Genomic DNA, 14,794 nt, shown 5'->3' on the forward strand with positions numbered 1-14,794 from the left:
CTACTAGGATAATCATCTGTTCAAAGAACCTAGATTTATAAGGGGATGGATTTTCAGTGAGCGATTTTCGCCTACTAGCTATCCACGCGCACCCGGACGATGAGTCTTCCAAGGGGGCTGCAACCACCGCGCGCTATGCCGCAGAAGGCAACGAGGTTTTGGTGCTGACCTGTACCGGCGGCGAGCGCGGCGATGTGATTAACCCCGCCATGGACCGCCCTGGGATCAAGGAACATATGGGCGAGGTTCGTCGGGAAGAAATGGCTAAAGCTGCGCGTGCGCTAGGCGTGCACCATCGCTGGCTGGGCTACGTCGACTCCGGTTTGCCGGATCCGGTTGAAGGCAAGTCTATGGAAGAGCTGCTACCGGAGGGCTGCTTTGCGTTGCAGGGAGACGACACCGTTGCGCAGGAATTTGTCCAGGTGATCCGCGAGTTTCGCCCACACGTCATCATCACCTATGACGAAAATGGCGGGTATCCGCACCCAGATCATTTGATGGTGCATCGGGCCTCGATGATTGCGTGGGAAAAGGCTGGCGATGCCGAGTATCACCCAGAGTTAGGTGAGGCGTGGACGCCGCTAAAGCTGTACTACTCGCATGGCTTCGTCTATCAGCGCATGAAGATATTCCATGATTTGCTCTTGGAGGAGGGCAAAACTAGCCCCTATGGGCCGATGCTGGCGCGCTGGGACACCGCGTTTGGAGATATCATGGCGCGTGTAACGACCCAGGTGGAATGCGCAGACTATTTCAGCAATCGTGAGGAGGCTCTGCGTGCGCATGCCACGCAGATTGATCCGGCTGGTGCTTTCTTGGCGACGTCGGTGGAGGTACAGCAACGCCTGTGGCCCACCGAGGAGTTTGAGCTGGCGAAAACCCGCGTTTCTACCTCCTTGCCAGAAAACAACCTTTTTGCAGGCATCGAAGAAAAAGAGGAGGCTTAAGACATGAGCGTGTATGGCTCTTTCGTTCTAGCCGCAAATGATGCATTTGTACTTGCTCAAGGCACCCAGGGCGCCGAAGGCGGTCCAATGGGTCCTGAATTTGGCAAAGCTTCGCCCATCGGCTTGCTGATCTTGGCCCTAATGGGAGTTGCAGTGTTAATCGCGGGATGGAATTTTCACCGCCGTTACTCACGCTTCCGCCGCCGCATGATGTTTGCGGAAGACCACGGTATCGATCCATTTGATGAGGAAGCCGTGGATGAGGCGATGAAAGAAGCTGGCATTTACGATAACCGCAAAAAGTCCATTTTCTAGGCGGATAGACTAATGAGCGTGAGTTCTCTCAAACAGCTGGCTTACCCGGCTTATGAAGCGCGTCTGGCGCGCCTTATTAAAGGCAAGCCGCAGCCCAAACACATTGCCATCATGGCCGATGGCAATCGCCGGTGGGCGCGCGAGGCTGGTTTTACCGATATCAGCCACGGTCACCGCCAAGGCGCGAAGAAAATTGGAGAGATGATCTCATGGTGCAGCGATACCGATATCGAAGTAGTCACCATCTATTTGCTGTCCACGGAGAATCTAAAGCGCAGCGAACAAGAAGTAGAACTACTCTTTGACATCATCTCGGATGTGGTTATGCACCTATCCCACAGCGATGTCGGTTGCCAAGTCCGCCTTGTCGGCCACCTTGATCTGCTCCCGGATGATATTCGCCAGCGCATGGTGGCGGCGGCAGCGGAAACTAAGGACAATACCGGGGTCATCGTCAATGTGGCAGTGGGATATGGCGGACGCCAAGAAATCGTAGACGCAGTGCAGAACTTGGTGCGCGCGGAAGCCGAGAAAGGAACCTCTGCTGCGGAGATGGCGGATCGCGTCACCGCAGAATCTATTGGTGAGCACCTGTACACTAAGGGGCTTCCGGACCCAGACCTGGTTATCCGTACCTCTGGTGAACAACGACTTTCGGGCTTTCTCCTATGGCAGGCCGCGTACTCGGAGATCTGGTTTACAGATACCTACTGGCCGGCATTCCGCAAGGTGGATTTTCTCCGTGCCCTGCGGGACTATTCCCAACGTTCGCGCCGCTTTGGTAAATAAGCGCTAGAGCTTGCGCATCCGCACTTGTTCCACCAAGTGATGCGAGCCCTTTTTGAGTACGAGGGAGGCTCGTATGCGGGTGGGCAGGATATTTTCTACGAGGTTGGGCAGGTTGATGGACTGCCAAATTTCACGGGCTTGGGCGCGCGCTTCCTCATCGTCCATATCTGCAAAGGCAGAGAAGTGGGCATTAGGTTCGCGGAAAGCGGTGTGGCGCAGGGTGAGGAAGCGATTAATATACCACTGCTCGATATCATCGGTGCGGGCATCAACGTAGACTGAAAAGTCAAAGAGATCCGCCACGGTGAGCGTAGGGCTTGTTTGCAACACATTGAGACCCTCTAGGATCAGGATGTCAGGTTGATGGACTTCCTGGTATTTTCCGTCCACGATGTCATAGCTGATATGCGAATACAGTGGAGCCTTGACCAGTGGCTTTCCTGATTTTACGTCGGTGACAAAGCGGAGCAATGCGCGCCGGTCATAGGATTCCGGAAATCCCTTGCGCTGCATGAGACCGCGTTCTTTTAAGGTCTTGGTGGGGAAGAGGAAGCCGTCGGTAGTAACGAGCGCGACCTCGGGGTGAGAATCCCAACGCTGCAGAAGCACCTGTAGGAGACGGGCAGTGGTGGATTTTCCTACCGCTACCGAACCTGCCACGCCGATGACAAACGGAACGTGCGTTGGAGGATTTCCTAAGAAGGATTCAGTAGCTGAGGTGAGCTGCTGGCGCGCTGTGACCTGCATGTGGATAAGGCGGGAGAGAGGGAGGTAGACATCAGCCACCTCATCTAGGTCAATGCGGTCTCCTAGGCCGCGAAGTTTTTCAACCTCGGTCTCCGTGAGCACCTGGGGCATGGATTTACGCAAACCACGCCAGGTCTCGCGGTCAAAATCTAGGTAGGGACTCGAATCCAATGTGCGCGCCATGGCTCTATTGTCGCACTTGCCTAATCCATGGGTAAAAGTATGCCCCCTTCGGGTGCTGGGCACGATAAGATATGCAGCAGCCCATACCGCTTGATATTGAGAAGGGGACCACACTTTATGGCTTCTTTTACCTCTGACCTCCGCGACCTTGACCCGGACGTATTCGGCGCTATCCAGGGAGAGATTTCCCGCCAGCGCGAAACTCTGGAAATGATCGCTTCTGAGAACTTTGTGCCTCGCGCCGTGCTCCAGGCGCAGGGCTCCGTGCTCACCAATAAGTACGCTGAAGGCTACCCAGGCCGCCGCTACTACGGAGGCTGCGAGCATGTCGACGTCGTGGAGGACCTGGCTCGTAACCGCGCGAAGGAGCTTTTTGGCGCGGAATTCGCCAATGTTCAGCCACACTCCGGTGCGCAGGCGAACGCTGCGGTGCTGTCCACCATTGCTGAGCCAGGAGACAAGATTTTGGGCTTGTCCCTCGCTCACGGCGGTCACCTGACTCACGGCATGAAGTTGAACTTCTCCGGCAAGCTTTATGATGTTGCCGCCTACGAGGTGGACCCAGAGACCATGCGCGTGGACATGGATAAGCTGCGGGAGCAAGCGCTGAAAGAGAAGCCAAAGGTTATTATTGGTGGCTGGTCTGCTTACCCGCGCACCATGGATTTTGCGGCCTTCCGTGAAATTGCTGATGAGGTCGGCGCTTACCTATGGGTAGATATGGCTCACTTCGCTGGCCTCGTGGCCGCCGGCCTGCACCCGAGCCCGGTGCCGCACGCTGATATCGTGTCCACCACCGTGCACAAAACCCTGGGTGGCCCACGCTCCGGCATGATTTTGGCCAAGCAGGAGTATGCCAAGAAGATCAATTCCAACGTCTTCCCAGGGCAGCAGGGCGGACCGCTGATGCACGTAGTCGCTGCAAAGGCCATTGCCATGAAGATTGCCGCGACCGAGGAGTTTAAGGAGCGCCAAGAGCGCACCTTGGAGGGTGCTCGCATTCTGGCGGAGCGCCTTACCGCGGAGGATGCTAAGGCGGCTGGCGTGGACGTGCTCACCGGCGGCACCGACGTGCACTTGGTCTTGGCTGACCTGCGAAATTCCGAGTTGGACGGCCAGCAGGCAGAGGATCTGCTGCATGAAGTAGGCATCACAGTTAACCGCAATGCCGTCCCGAATGACCCTCGTCCGCCGATGGTCACCTCTGGCCTGCGCATTGGTACCTCTGCGCTGGCAACCCGCGGTCTGGATGCTGAGGCCTTTACCGAGGTCGCAGATATCATCGGCACCGCCTTGGTACAGGGCAAGAACGCCGATGTGGAGGCCCTCCGCGCACGCGTGGATAAGATTGCCCAGCACTACCCACTATATGAGGGCCTCGAGGACTGGAAGCTGGTCTAGTCCTTTACCTCATGCCCACGGGCCTGCGCCATGGTGGCGCGGGCCTGCTGGAGCCATTTTGGTTGCTCTTGGAGGAGCTGATTGATTTCCGCTGTGGTTAGCGGCTTATCCATATCGTTTTTCTTGAGCGCGGTAACGGAGATGCCCAGCTTATGGGCGACTTCCGGGCGGGGGTGAGGACCCTCGCGACGCAAGGTCTGCAGCCACTCGGGCGGGTTATGCTGCAATTCGCGCAGCTCTTCGTGGCTAATGGCACTATTTTGAAACTCGTCCGGCGCAGCGGGCAGGTAGATGCCAAGCTTCTTCGCTGCGGTCTGGGCACGCATGGCGGTGCCGGATGGTTGCTTATGTTCTTCAGTCACGTAATTACCGTAGCACTTTCAGTAGACTGTCCTCTATGCTGCGCTTAGCTTTTGCCACCGGTACGGAGCCTGGAAAGTGGTTCCGCCGATTCGAAGAAAATACTGCTCATGGTGGTTTATACACCGTTGATGCAGACGATGCGCTAGCTCCGCTGCTAGGTGGAGAGGTGGATGTGGCCCTCGCGCGTCTGCCGGATGCCCGCGTGGATGAGTCCTTTCATGTGGTGCGCCTTTATAAAGAGGCTCCAGGAATTGCGGTTCCGAAGGACTCGGTCTATGCCGAAGTAGGCGAGGAACTCACGCTTGCCGACGTCGCAGATGAACACCTCAACTACCGCCTCGCCGATTCCGGGCTCGTTGATGTCCCCGCGGTCCGCGATGCCCTCCAAGTGGTGGCAGCCAATGTGGGAATCGCGATTGCACCGCGCCCCCTGCTCAAGGTGCTCAGCAAGAAACAGGTGGTGCCACTCGGGCTAAAGGATGAGTCCGTGCCGGTGACGGAGATTGCGCTGGTATGGCGCAAGGAGGATGACGGAGAGGCAATTCAGGACTTCGTGGGCGTCGCCAAGGGCCGCACCGCACGGTCCTCACGGCAGGAGAAACCGAAGCGAAGCGCCAGGGAAAAGGTGAGGGCTAAGCAAGCGCGAAGAAACGTTAACAATTCGTTACAAAATAAAAAGAAGGCTTTTAAGCAGCGCAAACGGAGGTAGTACTTTAGTATTTGCTGTCTGCTTCCTGTCCGTGTGGGTGGCGCCCGCTGGGTGGTGTCATTATGGTGGGCTTCGTTCGTCATGAAGGGCGATTTAATAAAAATTAGAATTAACTTACTTTCTTGATGAAAGGATGATGCAGAAATGCAGAAGATGACTCGTCGTATCGTAGGTGGCTTTGCTGCCGCAACCCTGTCCGTTGCTCTCGTAGCTTGCTCCGATGCCGAGGATGCAGCTAACGACGCTAAGGACACCGCCGGTTCCGTAGCAGCTGATGCTTCCGACGCTGCTGGCTCCGCCGTTGATGAAGCTACCTCCGAAAAGGATAAGGACGCGGAATCCTCCGAGTCTGAGGATGCTGATGGTTCCGAGTCTGAGGATGCTGATTCCAAGGACGGCGACACCAAGACCGTCTCCACCGCCAATGGCGACCAGGAGGTTCCGGCAGCTCTGGCGTCTGCCATTGAGGAGAAGAAGGCTGAGTGGGGCGACGTACAGAGCGTAGAGTCCTCCGATAAGGGTTCTTTGGCAACCTTCGACGGCGGCAACCTGCTGGCTATGGCCAAGGATGGCGATGAGGCTCAGCCAATCGTCGGCAAGATCGCTGAAACCTGGAAGGAGCAGGGCGGTCTGGACGCAGAGGTAGGCCTGCCTAAGGCTGCCGAGGAGAAGGCTACTGAGGGCAAGGGCTGGACCCAGCAGTTCGACAATGGCGTTATCTCCTGGCTCCAGGATGAGAGCGGCAAGTTCACCTCTTCCGTAGAGAAGTAAAAAGCTCTTTTTGAGGTAATCCCTTCGCAGCATCTGCTGCGGAGGGATTTTTCGTTTTCTTAAAGTTCATCTTGCACCCATGTAATTTCAACCTTCGGTGCCTACGTTGGGTGGCAACCCCGGAATTTGGGGCTATACGGAAGAAGTTTGATCTACCGCATTTCAAGGGAGAACCCTGCCACCATGACTCGTCCCTCTGTACTTTCTACTCCGCTTGCCACAACCGATAACACCGTCGCTACCAAGACTTATGTAGTGGATACCTCGGTCTTGCTTTCTGACCCTTGGGCTCTGCGCAAATTCGCAGAGCACGATGTGGTCCTTCCCGTTGTGGTTATCTCTGAACTGGAAGGAAAACGTCATCACCCAGAGCTTGGCTGGTTCGCCCGCCAAGCTCTTCGCTTTTTGGAGGAACTGCGCGCTACCTATGAGGCGCTAGACCAGCCTGTCCCCGTGAACGTAGATGGCGGCACCCTGCGCGTGGAATTGAACCATCAAGACCAATCCTTGTTGCCCTCTGCCTTCCGTGGCCCAGAGGGGGACCACCGTATCCTGGCCTGCGCCCTCAACCTTGCACACGAAGGTAAAGATACCGTGCTAGTCACCAAGGACGTGCCACTGCGCGTGAAAGCCGGCGCAGTGGGTGTACAGGCGGATGAGTACCACGCCCAGGATGTGGTTCTGACCGGCTATACCGGAATGGCAACCGTGCAAACCAGCTCGGATGTCATCGACGCCCTCTACCGTGATGGGGAAGTCATGCTAGACGGCATTCACACTGAAAAGGGCACTGCCGTGGAGGAGCTACCAGTCCATTGCGGACTTACCCTAGTAGCGGGAGCGCAGTCCGCGCTGGGGCGCATCACCGCGGAAGGTGTGGTGGAGCTCGTGCGCGGCGATAGCAATGCCTTCGGCCTGCAAGGACGCTCCGCGGAGCAGCGCATAGCTTTGGACTTGCTGATGGATCCAAATATCGGAATCGTCTCCATTGGCGGACGCGCCGGCACTGGTAAATCGGCACTCGCCCTGTGCGCCGGATTGGAAGCTGTACTCGAGCGCGGCGAACACCGCCGTATCGTAGTCTTCCGCCCGATGTATGCGGTAGGTGGGCAGTCGTTGGGATACCTTCCGGGCACCGAATCGGACAAGATGAACCCATGGGCGCAGGCAGTCTATGACACCTTGGAAGGCTTGGTGTCTGAAAACGTCATGGAAGAAATCCATGAGCGCGGCCTGATTGAGGTCTTGCCCTTGACGCATATTCGCGGCCGCTCCCTGCATGATGCCTTCGTCATTGTGGACGAGGCACAGTCCTTGGAGCGCAATGTCTTGCTCACCGTGCTCTCTCGGCTGGGCAAGGGCTCGCGGGTGGTGCTCACCCATGACGTAGCGCAGCGCGATAACCTGCGCGTGGGCCGTCACGATGGCGTCCAGGCAGTGATTGAAAAGCTCAAGGGGCACGAGCTTTTTGCGCATATTACGCTGCAGCGCTCTGAGCGTTCCGCCATTGCAGAGCTCGTCACCGACCTGCTGGAAGGCGGCGATTAGGCCAGGCATGTTCGCGTATGGCGATCGTGATGTGTACAGCGTGGCGAAGTTGGGCATTGCCCAGTAATAATGTTGCATATGAGCGAGAACGCCAAGCAGACGTCTTCGGACGAAAAGAAGAAAGATTTCCGCATCCGCCCCTTTACCGCGGCGGACTATCCCCAGATGCGAGAGATCTATGAACAGGGACTCAATACTGGGCACGCCACCTACGAGACCCGTTCCCTGACCTTTGAAGAATTCAAAGCCGGCAAAATCATGCCCTCGGTGCATGTGGCTGTTGAAGCCGATGATGATTCGAAGGTCTTGGGATGGGTGTCTGCGGCGCCGGTATCTACCCGCACCGTCTTCCACGGAGTAGTGGAGGATTCTATTTACTTGGGCTCCGAGGCGCAGGGCCGCGGCATCGGCGGCGCGCTTTTGGATCGCTTGATTGAGGTATGTAAGGACCTGCACAAGTGGGCTATCCACTCGTGGATCTTCCCTGAAAACGCCGGTTCTGCGGGGCTGCATAAGTCCCGTGGATTCGTGAAGGTGGGCACTTACTCTCACATGGCGAAGATGACCTACGGCGAGCTTGCGGGCCAGTGGCGCGATACTGATGTATACGAGCTGCTTTTGCCCAAGCCGGAGGAAAAGAAGCGTTAGCTTTTCCCAGCGCACAGGAATAAAGTTAAGAGAGTATTCGTACGCTATCTCTCTAAGGCTTTTAAATGTCTGTGCGTACTCGTGCCCTTGCTTTGTCCACCGTTGCGGCTATGACGGCAGGGGCGCTTTCTGTTCCTACAGCGGGAGCTGTCCTATCCCTCCGCAGGCTCGGTGCCTGTTGCCCAGTTGGACATCACCCAGGTTGATGGTGGTGTGGCCTATGTGTTTGCCACTCCTGAGCTACAGTCCCATATCGAGACGGTGACCCGCCAGTTGCATGAGTTGCGCGCCAAGGCCTGGGATGCCAATCTTCCGTTTGCTGGTGCTAGGCTTCGCGACGTCGCACCGGACCGCACCGCATATATCAACGGCATATCCTGGAGCAGGGGATTGGAACACTCCGCGATGCAGCGCGCTGCGGAGGAAAACTACGATTTTGATCATCGCCGTGGAGACGGGGAGGAGCCGTGAACGGTAAAGTCCGGCGCCTTTTTCGCAGAAAACCTCACTTCTTCACCGATGGAACGCGCCATTGCTAACTGGTCTACTGATGGCGGTTCTGGCAGCGAGTGGAATCAGCTCATTCGCTCTAACGGTTCCTATTCTGGCGGTGCGGGGCATATTTACAGCTTGCTTAACCCAGCCAACCACTAATTTGCCCAGGCACAGGTTGGAAGCACGACGGCCGGCCATTATTCCGAGCACGCGGCGTCGGGCGCCTCAGAGCGCCTCGAAGGACGGCACGCATTTCCCATTGCGGTACCGGAAGCCGCTCTGGCAAGCGCGGCTACGTTTTAGCGGCGGTACCCATGTGGGCGATTCCGGCAGCATTGGCGTAAGCATTGCGGGATGGGACGGTGCCCGGTTAGGGGTGCCGGGGTCATCGCTAACCTCGTCCGATCCGGAGGTTCTTGCGGTGCATTCTGACGGCACATATGAGGCTTTGCAGGAAGGCACGGCCGAGGTGCGTATTACTCCATACCTGCTGCGCAACGGGGAAACTCGCCCGGCTGGAGAAGCACTGAACCAGACGGTAGCGGCATTGGTGGAGGATCGAGCGCCGGCGCGGCAATCGGCATCATTGCCGCCATCGTTGCCATTTTGGGAATTGGGTCCCAAGTTCTGCGGCAGATGGGTTTCTGGCAATAAAAAATACCCCGCCGAGAGCGGGGCGTGTGGGGCGCTACATCGTAGGAACGTCCCAGGGGCCGAACCAGCGCTGCGCCGATGAGCGCATGTTATCGCTCAAGCGGCTAAAGCGCGGGATTGGGATACCGTGTGCGCGGGCTAAGGAAACTAGATAGTCCCTAGTGCGCCATACCTCGATGGGGTTGGCATGAACATCCAATGCCGCCTGCAGGCCGCCAGGAGCATAGCCGAGGGCGGATTCAATGGGGGCGTCGGCAAGCGGGAGTGCATCGCGCAAGGCATGCAGCTCTTGGCTTGTAGCCACAGTTTCTGCAGGTGTGAGCGACATTAGTCAATGGTTTCCTTCAGTCGCTCCTCGCGCAGAGGCAGGAGGAGAAGGAGCGCGACGATGACCAACGGAACCATCAGAGCGATAACCGGGGTCAGGCCGTCATTATAGGAATTGAGGATTGCTTCCTCGATTGGCTTGGGGAAGGACGCGACCAAATCTGGGGTGAGGCTATTGGCACCGCCGTCGGCATTGCCAAACTTTTCTGCATAGGCGGCGCCCTCAGGGCCCATCTTTTGGAAGGCTTCTGGCATGCGGGTGGCCATCTCATCCTTCATATTGTGGATGAACATGGAGCCAACCAGGGAAGCACCCAGTGCGGAACCGATTTGGCGGAAGAAGTTATTCGCCGCGGTAGCGGTACCCACCTGGGACAGTGGGAAGGAGTTCTGGACGATGAGCACGAGGACCTGGATAACCATGCCCAGGCCGATGCCGAAGACCAAGAACTCGCAGCCCAGCTGCTTCAGGGAAGTCTCTACGGTCAGGTGAGACATCCAGAACAATGCACCAGCGGTAATGGCTAGGCCGATGATGGGGTAGACCTTGTAGTGGCCGGTGCGGGCAATGATGAAGCCCACGCCAGTGGAGGTGCCGATAAGGCCCACCATCATCGGGATCATCATCAGACCCGCCTTGGTTGGGGTCAGGGTGTGCACCATCTGCAAGTAAGTAGGCATGTAGCCCAGAACACCGAACATTGCCAGGCCCAGTACCACGCCGGACAGGGTAGTAAGGGCCATGTTGCGGTTTTTGAATAGGCGAACTGGAATGAGCGGTTCCTTGGCGCGCAGCTCCACCAGGATGGTGATGATGGCGCCAATGATGGTGATGGCACCTAAGGTGAGGATCATGGACGAGCCCCACTCGTACTCGGTGCCGCCCCAGGTGGTCATGAGGATAAGGGACGCGGTGGTAATAGCGATGAAGGTTGCGCCGAGCCAGTCGAAGCGCTTCATGTCGGCTTCACCGACGCGCAGGTGCAGCACCAAGGTGCACACGATGATGGCGAGGATGCCAAGCGGGATGTTCATCCACATGCCCCAGCGCCACCCCGGACCGTCGGTGAACCAGCCGCCGAGGACGGGGCCGAGGACGGAAGACAGGCCAAAGACGCCGCCCATGATGCCCATGAACTTGCCGCGCTCACGGGAGGAGGTGACCTCGGCGATGATGGATTGCGAAGAGATCATCATGAATCCAGCGCCAAAGCCTTGCACGGCGCGGGCGATAATCAGCAGCGACATGGAGTTGGCAAAGCCACCGAGGGTGGATCCCACGACGAAGGTGGCGATACCCCCAATGTAGAGCCACTTGCGGCCCAACATGTCACCCAGCTTGCCGGAGATAGGCATGGCGATGGTCATGGTGACAAGGAAGGCGGAGATGACCCAACTCATGTGGTCGACGCCGCCGAGCTCACCAACGATGGTTGGAAGAGCAGAAGAGAAGATCATTTGGCCCAAGGAGCTCATCAGCATGGTGAGCATTAGGGCCGAGAAAATAAGCCCGAGGTTATCGGCGCGGGACTGGCCCTGTGAGGGGGCCTTAGCAGCCGTATCTACCATCGCATTCCTTTCATAAAGTCTGTTATTAGCGTGAGGGAAGTATCGAGACGCGCGCCGAGGTCTAGGCTGCAATCTGCATCCGGGGATGCCATCGCCAACCAAAGTGCCTCACGGACGAGGCCGACGATGAGCATCGCCTCGGTGCTAGAAGAGCAGCTGTCAAGGACGCGAAGCTCCGGTTCTTTGTTAAGGCGCTCTTCAATGAGATCGATGAGCTCAATGGATTTTGCTCGCTTCCGGCTTATTGCCGCCGCAGCTGCATCTGGATCATTGGAGATGCGTTTGCGGCGATCCCGGATAGTCGGGTTGATGTGGTGGCCTTCCATATGCCGTCTGACCAACTGAAGGACGAGGTCTACCATGCTGGTCGTTGGCTCATTAAGGAAGAGTTCCCGCATCTCTTCCGTAAACTCGGTGCTTGGAGCGCCCAAAACGGCGGATTCCTTGGAATCGAAGTAATTGAAGAAGGTGCGCCGAGAAATACCGGCTACTTCGCAGATCCGCTCAATGGTGACTGCGCTAAAGGACTGTTCATCCACCAGTTTTGTGGCGGCATCCTCTATGCGCAGGCGCGTCTCGAGACGTTTCTGCTCGCGTAGTGATAGTTCTTCTTGCACGTCATGTAACGTTACACTCGGTGCAAACTTGCACCAAGTGCAAAAAGGGTGATTTTAGAGGTGCATCCTTCTTTATGTGAGATGTGCCATTGCTCTTGCCGACGTCCCCCTTACCCCAGGCATGCGAAACCCCGCCCGGGTCCTGCCCGGGCGGGGTAGCGGTGCGGCGGATACTTAGAAGTTATCGCGGTCGCGGTTAGTCATGCTCAGCACATCGAGGCGCTTATCCAGCTCTTCCTCGGTGAGGTTTTCGCCATCGACAAAGCCCAAATCAATGACGGCCTGGCGAACAGTGATCTTCTCATGCAAGGCATGCTTGGCGGCCTTGGCCGCGTTCTCGTAACCAATAGCAGAGTTGAGCGGGGTCACGATGGAAGTGGAAGACTCCGCAAAGTGCTTCATGCGCTCCTCGTTGGCCTCGATGTGATCGATGCACTTATCGGCGAAGACGCGGGAGGCATTGGATAGCAGGCGAGCAGACTCGAGCACGTTGCGTGCCATCATCGGGATGAAGACATTGAGCTCGAAGTGGCCCTGGGCACCGCCGAAGGCGACTGCGGCGTCATTGCCCACCACCTGGCCGGCAACCATGGTGACGGCCTCCGGAATGACCGGGTTGACCTTACCCGGCATGATGGAGGAACCTGGCTGCAGGTCCTTCAGGTGAATCTCTGCCAGGCCGGTCAGTGGGCCAGAGCCCATCATGCGGAGGTCATTAGCAATCTTATTAAGGGACACAGCAACCGCGCGCATGGCGCCGGAGAACTCCACCAAGCCATCGCGTGCGGCCTGTGCCTCAAAGTGGTTCTCTGCTTCCTTTAGTTCCGCAACACCGGTGAGCTTCTTGAGCTCTTCGGTGACCTTAGCGCCAAAGTCCGCAGAGGTATTCAGGCCGGTGCCGGTGGCGGTACCGCCGATGGCCAGCTCGCCCAAGCGTGGCAGGGTGGCCTCGATCCGCTCGATGCCCAGCTCAATCTGGCGGGCGTAGCCACCGAATTCTTGACCGAGGGTAACCGGGGTGGCGTCCATCAAGTGGGTACGGCCCGCCTTGACCACGTCGGCGAATTCTTTGGCCTTCTTGCTCAGGGACTCGTGCAGAACCTTCAAGCCCGGAATGAGGTCATTAACGGCGGCCTCAGTAGCGGCAACGTGGGTGGCGGTGGGGAAAGTGTCATTAGAGGACTGGCCCATATTCACGTGGTCATTCGGGTGAATCTCCACGCCATTCTGGTGTGCCAAGGAGGCGATAACCTCATTGGTATTCATATTGGACGAGGTGCCCGAACCAGTCTGGAAAACGTCGATAGGGAAAGCATCATTGTGCTTGCCCTCGGCGATTTCAGTAGCGGCGGCGATAATGGCATCGGCCTTGTCCGCGTCCAACTTGCCGGAATCCTTATTTACCTGAGCACAAGCTGCCTTAAGGAGGCCAAGTGCGCGAATCTGCGCATTTTCGAGGCCACGGCCGGAGATAGGGAAGTTGTCCACTGCGCGCTGGGTCTGTGCTCGCCACAGGGCATCTGCAGGAACCTTTACTTCGCCCATGGTGTCATGTTCGATGCGGTATTCAGTCATGTGAAGATCACCTCAGTTAATTGGGTAGTGTGTGCTTTCCAGTATGGCGGAGATCTACCAGGAGGGCCGCCTTCGGGGGTGCCCCCTAGTTTTTGGTCGGGGTGGTGTAATCCACTACGGAATATTCCTGCAGCTTGGATAGCTTATGGATGGAGTCGATGTAGCGGATGGTGCCGGACTTGGAACGCATAACCAGTGAGCGGGTAGTAGCGCCGGAATTGCGGTAGGAAACACCGCGCAGCATGTCACCATTGGTCACGCCGGTGGCAGCGAAGTAGCAGTTTTCGGAGGAGACCAAGTCAGTGGTCTTAAGGACGCGGTCCAAATCGTGGCCGGCTGCGCGGGCCTTTTCTGCTTCCTCTTCATCCTTTGGCCACAGCTTGCCCTGGATTTCGCCGCCCATGCAGCGCATAGCGCAGGCGGTGATGATGCCTTCTGGGGTGCCGCCGATGCCCATCATCATGTCGATGGAATTGGAATCCTGGCAGGTGGCGATGGCGCCTGCAACGTCGCCATCCATAATGAGGCGCACCTTTGCGCCGGCGGCGCGAATTTCAGAGATGAGCTGCTCGTGGCGCGGGCGGTCAAGGACCACGACGGTCAGATCTTCCGGGCGGATATTCTTCGCCTTGGCCACGGAGTTGATGTTCCACTCCACTGACTCGTTGATGTCGATAGCGCCGACTGCTTCTGGGCCAACAGCAATCTTTTCCATGTAGAAGACTGCGGAAGGGTCATACATGGTTCCGCGCTCTGCGGCCGCGATGACGGAGATAGCGTTGGGGCGGCCTTCTGCCATCAAACGAGTTCCGTCAACGGGGTCCACGGCGATATCCATGGCGGCGCCCTCGCCGGTGCCTACCTCTTCGCCGTTAAATAGCATAGGGGCCTCATCCTTTTCGCCCTCACCAATGACAACGACGCCGTTCATGGCTACGGAATTGATGAGCTTGCGCATGGCGTCGACCGCCGCGCCATCGCCCTCATTCTTCTGGCCGCGGCCTACCCAACGGCCGGAAGCGAGCGCTGCTGCCTCGGTGACACGAACCAGTTCCATCGCCAGGTTGCGGTCAGGAAGATAAGACGTATTTTCGGACATGTGTAGTGGTTGCCTTCCATAGTTTTCTCATCGAGGG

Annotated in this window: 17 protein-coding genes; 10 read left to right on the top strand and 7 right to left on the bottom strand. The window is 57.4% G+C overall.

What is annotated here, in order from left to right; genetic code table 11:
- Window positions 1-56: 56 nt before the first annotated feature.
- Genes mca through MHK05_RS05425 form a run of 3 tightly spaced genes read left to right on the top strand, consistent with a single transcriptional unit; the run spans window position 57 to window position 2,051 of the window.
- Window positions 57-947, top strand: coding sequence for a mycothiol conjugate amidase Mca (gene mca / locus MHK05_RS05415; protein WP_239205318.1), 891 nt, complete (start codon window positions 57-59; stop codon window positions 945-947).
- Between the two features lie 3 nt (window positions 948-950).
- Entirely contained in the window at window positions 951-1,262 is a 312-nt protein-coding gene (locus MHK05_RS05420; protein ID WP_023021895.1) for a hypothetical protein, read from the top strand.
- 12 nt (window positions 1,263-1,274) lie between these two features.
- Window positions 1,275-2,051 (top strand): isoprenyl transferase, encoded by a 777-nt coding sequence (locus MHK05_RS05425; protein ID WP_239205320.1) that lies wholly within the window; start codon window positions 1,275-1,277, stop codon window positions 2,049-2,051.
- Window positions 2,052-2,054: 3 nt separating this feature from the next.
- Here MHK05_RS05425 and coaA read toward each other — a convergent pair whose 3' ends face one another.
- Complete coding sequence (gene coaA / locus MHK05_RS05430; protein ID WP_023021893.1) at window positions 2,055-2,981, bottom strand: type I pantothenate kinase; 927 nt, start codon at window positions 2,979-2,981, stop codon at window positions 2,055-2,057.
- Window positions 2,982-3,098: 117 nt separating this feature from the next.
- On the opposite strand from coaA, the gene glyA reads away from it, so the two are divergent.
- Window positions 3,099-4,382: a serine hydroxymethyltransferase gene (gene glyA / locus MHK05_RS05435; protein WP_023021892.1), complete on the top strand. Its 1,284-nt coding sequence runs from the start codon at window positions 3,099-3,101 to the stop codon at window positions 4,380-4,382.
- Here the strand turns inward: glyA and MHK05_RS05440 are convergent.
- Window positions 4,379-4,708: a DUF5997 family protein gene (locus MHK05_RS05440; protein ID WP_275436430.1), complete on the bottom strand. Its 330-nt coding sequence runs from the start codon at window positions 4,706-4,708 to the stop codon at window positions 4,379-4,381. The two genes, glyA and MHK05_RS05440, sit on opposite strands and share 4 nt — an antisense overlap.
- Before the next feature lie 71 nt (window positions 4,709-4,779).
- On the opposite strand from MHK05_RS05440, the gene MHK05_RS05445 reads away from it, so the two are divergent.
- The 6 genes from MHK05_RS05445 to MHK05_RS11840 all read left to right on the top strand — a co-directional run bounded on the left by MHK05_RS05445 (window position 4,780) and on the right by MHK05_RS11840 (window position 9,075).
- On the top strand, window positions 4,780-5,454 hold the full coding sequence (locus MHK05_RS05445; protein WP_239205324.1) for a LysR family transcriptional regulator substrate-binding protein: 675 nt from the start codon (window positions 4,780-4,782) through the stop codon (window positions 5,452-5,454).
- Between the two features lie 144 nt (window positions 5,455-5,598).
- A complete protein-coding gene (locus MHK05_RS05450; RefSeq protein ID WP_023021889.1) occupies window positions 5,599-6,225 on the top strand; it encodes an LGFP repeat-containing protein in 627 nt (208 codons plus the stop codon).
- A gap of 183 nt (window positions 6,226-6,408) precedes the next feature.
- Window positions 6,409-7,773, top strand: coding sequence for an RNA 5'-3' helicase PhoH2 (gene phoH2, locus MHK05_RS05455; protein ID WP_200287831.1), 1,365 nt, complete (start codon window positions 6,409-6,411; stop codon window positions 7,771-7,773).
- A 69-nt stretch (window positions 7,774-7,842) separates the two neighbouring features.
- The gene (locus MHK05_RS05460; RefSeq protein ID WP_200287829.1) at window positions 7,843-8,421 is read left to right on the top strand and encodes a GNAT family N-acetyltransferase; all 579 of its coding nucleotides are present in this window, start codon (window positions 7,843-7,845) and stop codon (window positions 8,419-8,421) included.
- A 171-nt stretch (window positions 8,422-8,592) separates the two neighbouring features.
- The gene (locus MHK05_RS05465) at window positions 8,593-8,892 is read left to right on the top strand and encodes an SAUR-like auxin-responsive family protein (protein WP_239205326.1); all 300 of its coding nucleotides are present in this window, start codon (window positions 8,593-8,595) and stop codon (window positions 8,890-8,892) included.
- A gap of 48 nt (window positions 8,893-8,940) precedes the next feature.
- The gene (locus tag MHK05_RS11840; protein ID WP_259824423.1) at window positions 8,941-9,075 is read left to right on the top strand and encodes a hypothetical protein; all 135 of its coding nucleotides are present in this window, start codon (window positions 8,941-8,943) and stop codon (window positions 9,073-9,075) included.
- A gap of 529 nt (window positions 9,076-9,604) precedes the next feature.
- On the opposite strand, the gene MHK05_RS05470 is transcribed toward MHK05_RS11840, so the two are convergent.
- The 5 genes from MHK05_RS05470 to glpX all read right to left on the bottom strand — a co-directional run bounded on the left by MHK05_RS05470 (window position 9,605) and on the right by glpX (window position 14,757).
- Window positions 9,605-9,898, bottom strand: coding sequence for a DUF2316 family protein (locus MHK05_RS05470; protein ID WP_239205328.1), 294 nt, complete (start codon window positions 9,896-9,898; stop codon window positions 9,605-9,607).
- The gene (locus MHK05_RS05475) at window positions 9,898-11,466 is read right to left on the bottom strand and encodes an MDR family MFS transporter (protein WP_023021884.1); all 1,569 of its coding nucleotides are present in this window, start codon (window positions 11,464-11,466) and stop codon (window positions 9,898-9,900) included. The genes MHK05_RS05470 and MHK05_RS05475 overlap by 1 nt, the downstream gene beginning before the upstream one ends.
- A complete protein-coding gene (locus MHK05_RS05480; RefSeq protein WP_239205330.1) occupies window positions 11,460-12,083 on the bottom strand; it encodes a TetR/AcrR family transcriptional regulator in 624 nt (207 codons plus the stop codon). Before MHK05_RS05480 ends, MHK05_RS05475 begins: the two co-directional genes overlap by 7 nt.
- Window positions 12,084-12,257: 174 nt before the next feature.
- A complete protein-coding gene (locus MHK05_RS05485) occupies window positions 12,258-13,658 on the bottom strand; it encodes a class II fumarate hydratase (protein ID WP_239205332.1) in 1,401 nt (466 codons plus the stop codon).
- Window positions 13,659-13,743: 85 nt separating this feature from the next.
- Window positions 13,744-14,757 carry a class II fructose-bisphosphatase gene (gene glpX, locus MHK05_RS05490; RefSeq protein WP_023021881.1) on the bottom strand — a complete coding sequence of 338 codons (1,014 nt, stop codon included), beginning with the start codon at window positions 14,755-14,757 and terminating at the stop codon, window positions 13,744-13,746.
- Between the last annotated feature and the right edge of the window lie 37 nt (window positions 14,758-14,794).

Origin of the sequence: Corynebacterium nasorum (genome assembly GCF_022347325.1) — a bacterium.
Classification (GTDB): domain Bacteria; phylum Actinomycetota; class Actinomycetes; order Mycobacteriales; family Mycobacteriaceae; genus Corynebacterium; species Corynebacterium kefirresidentii.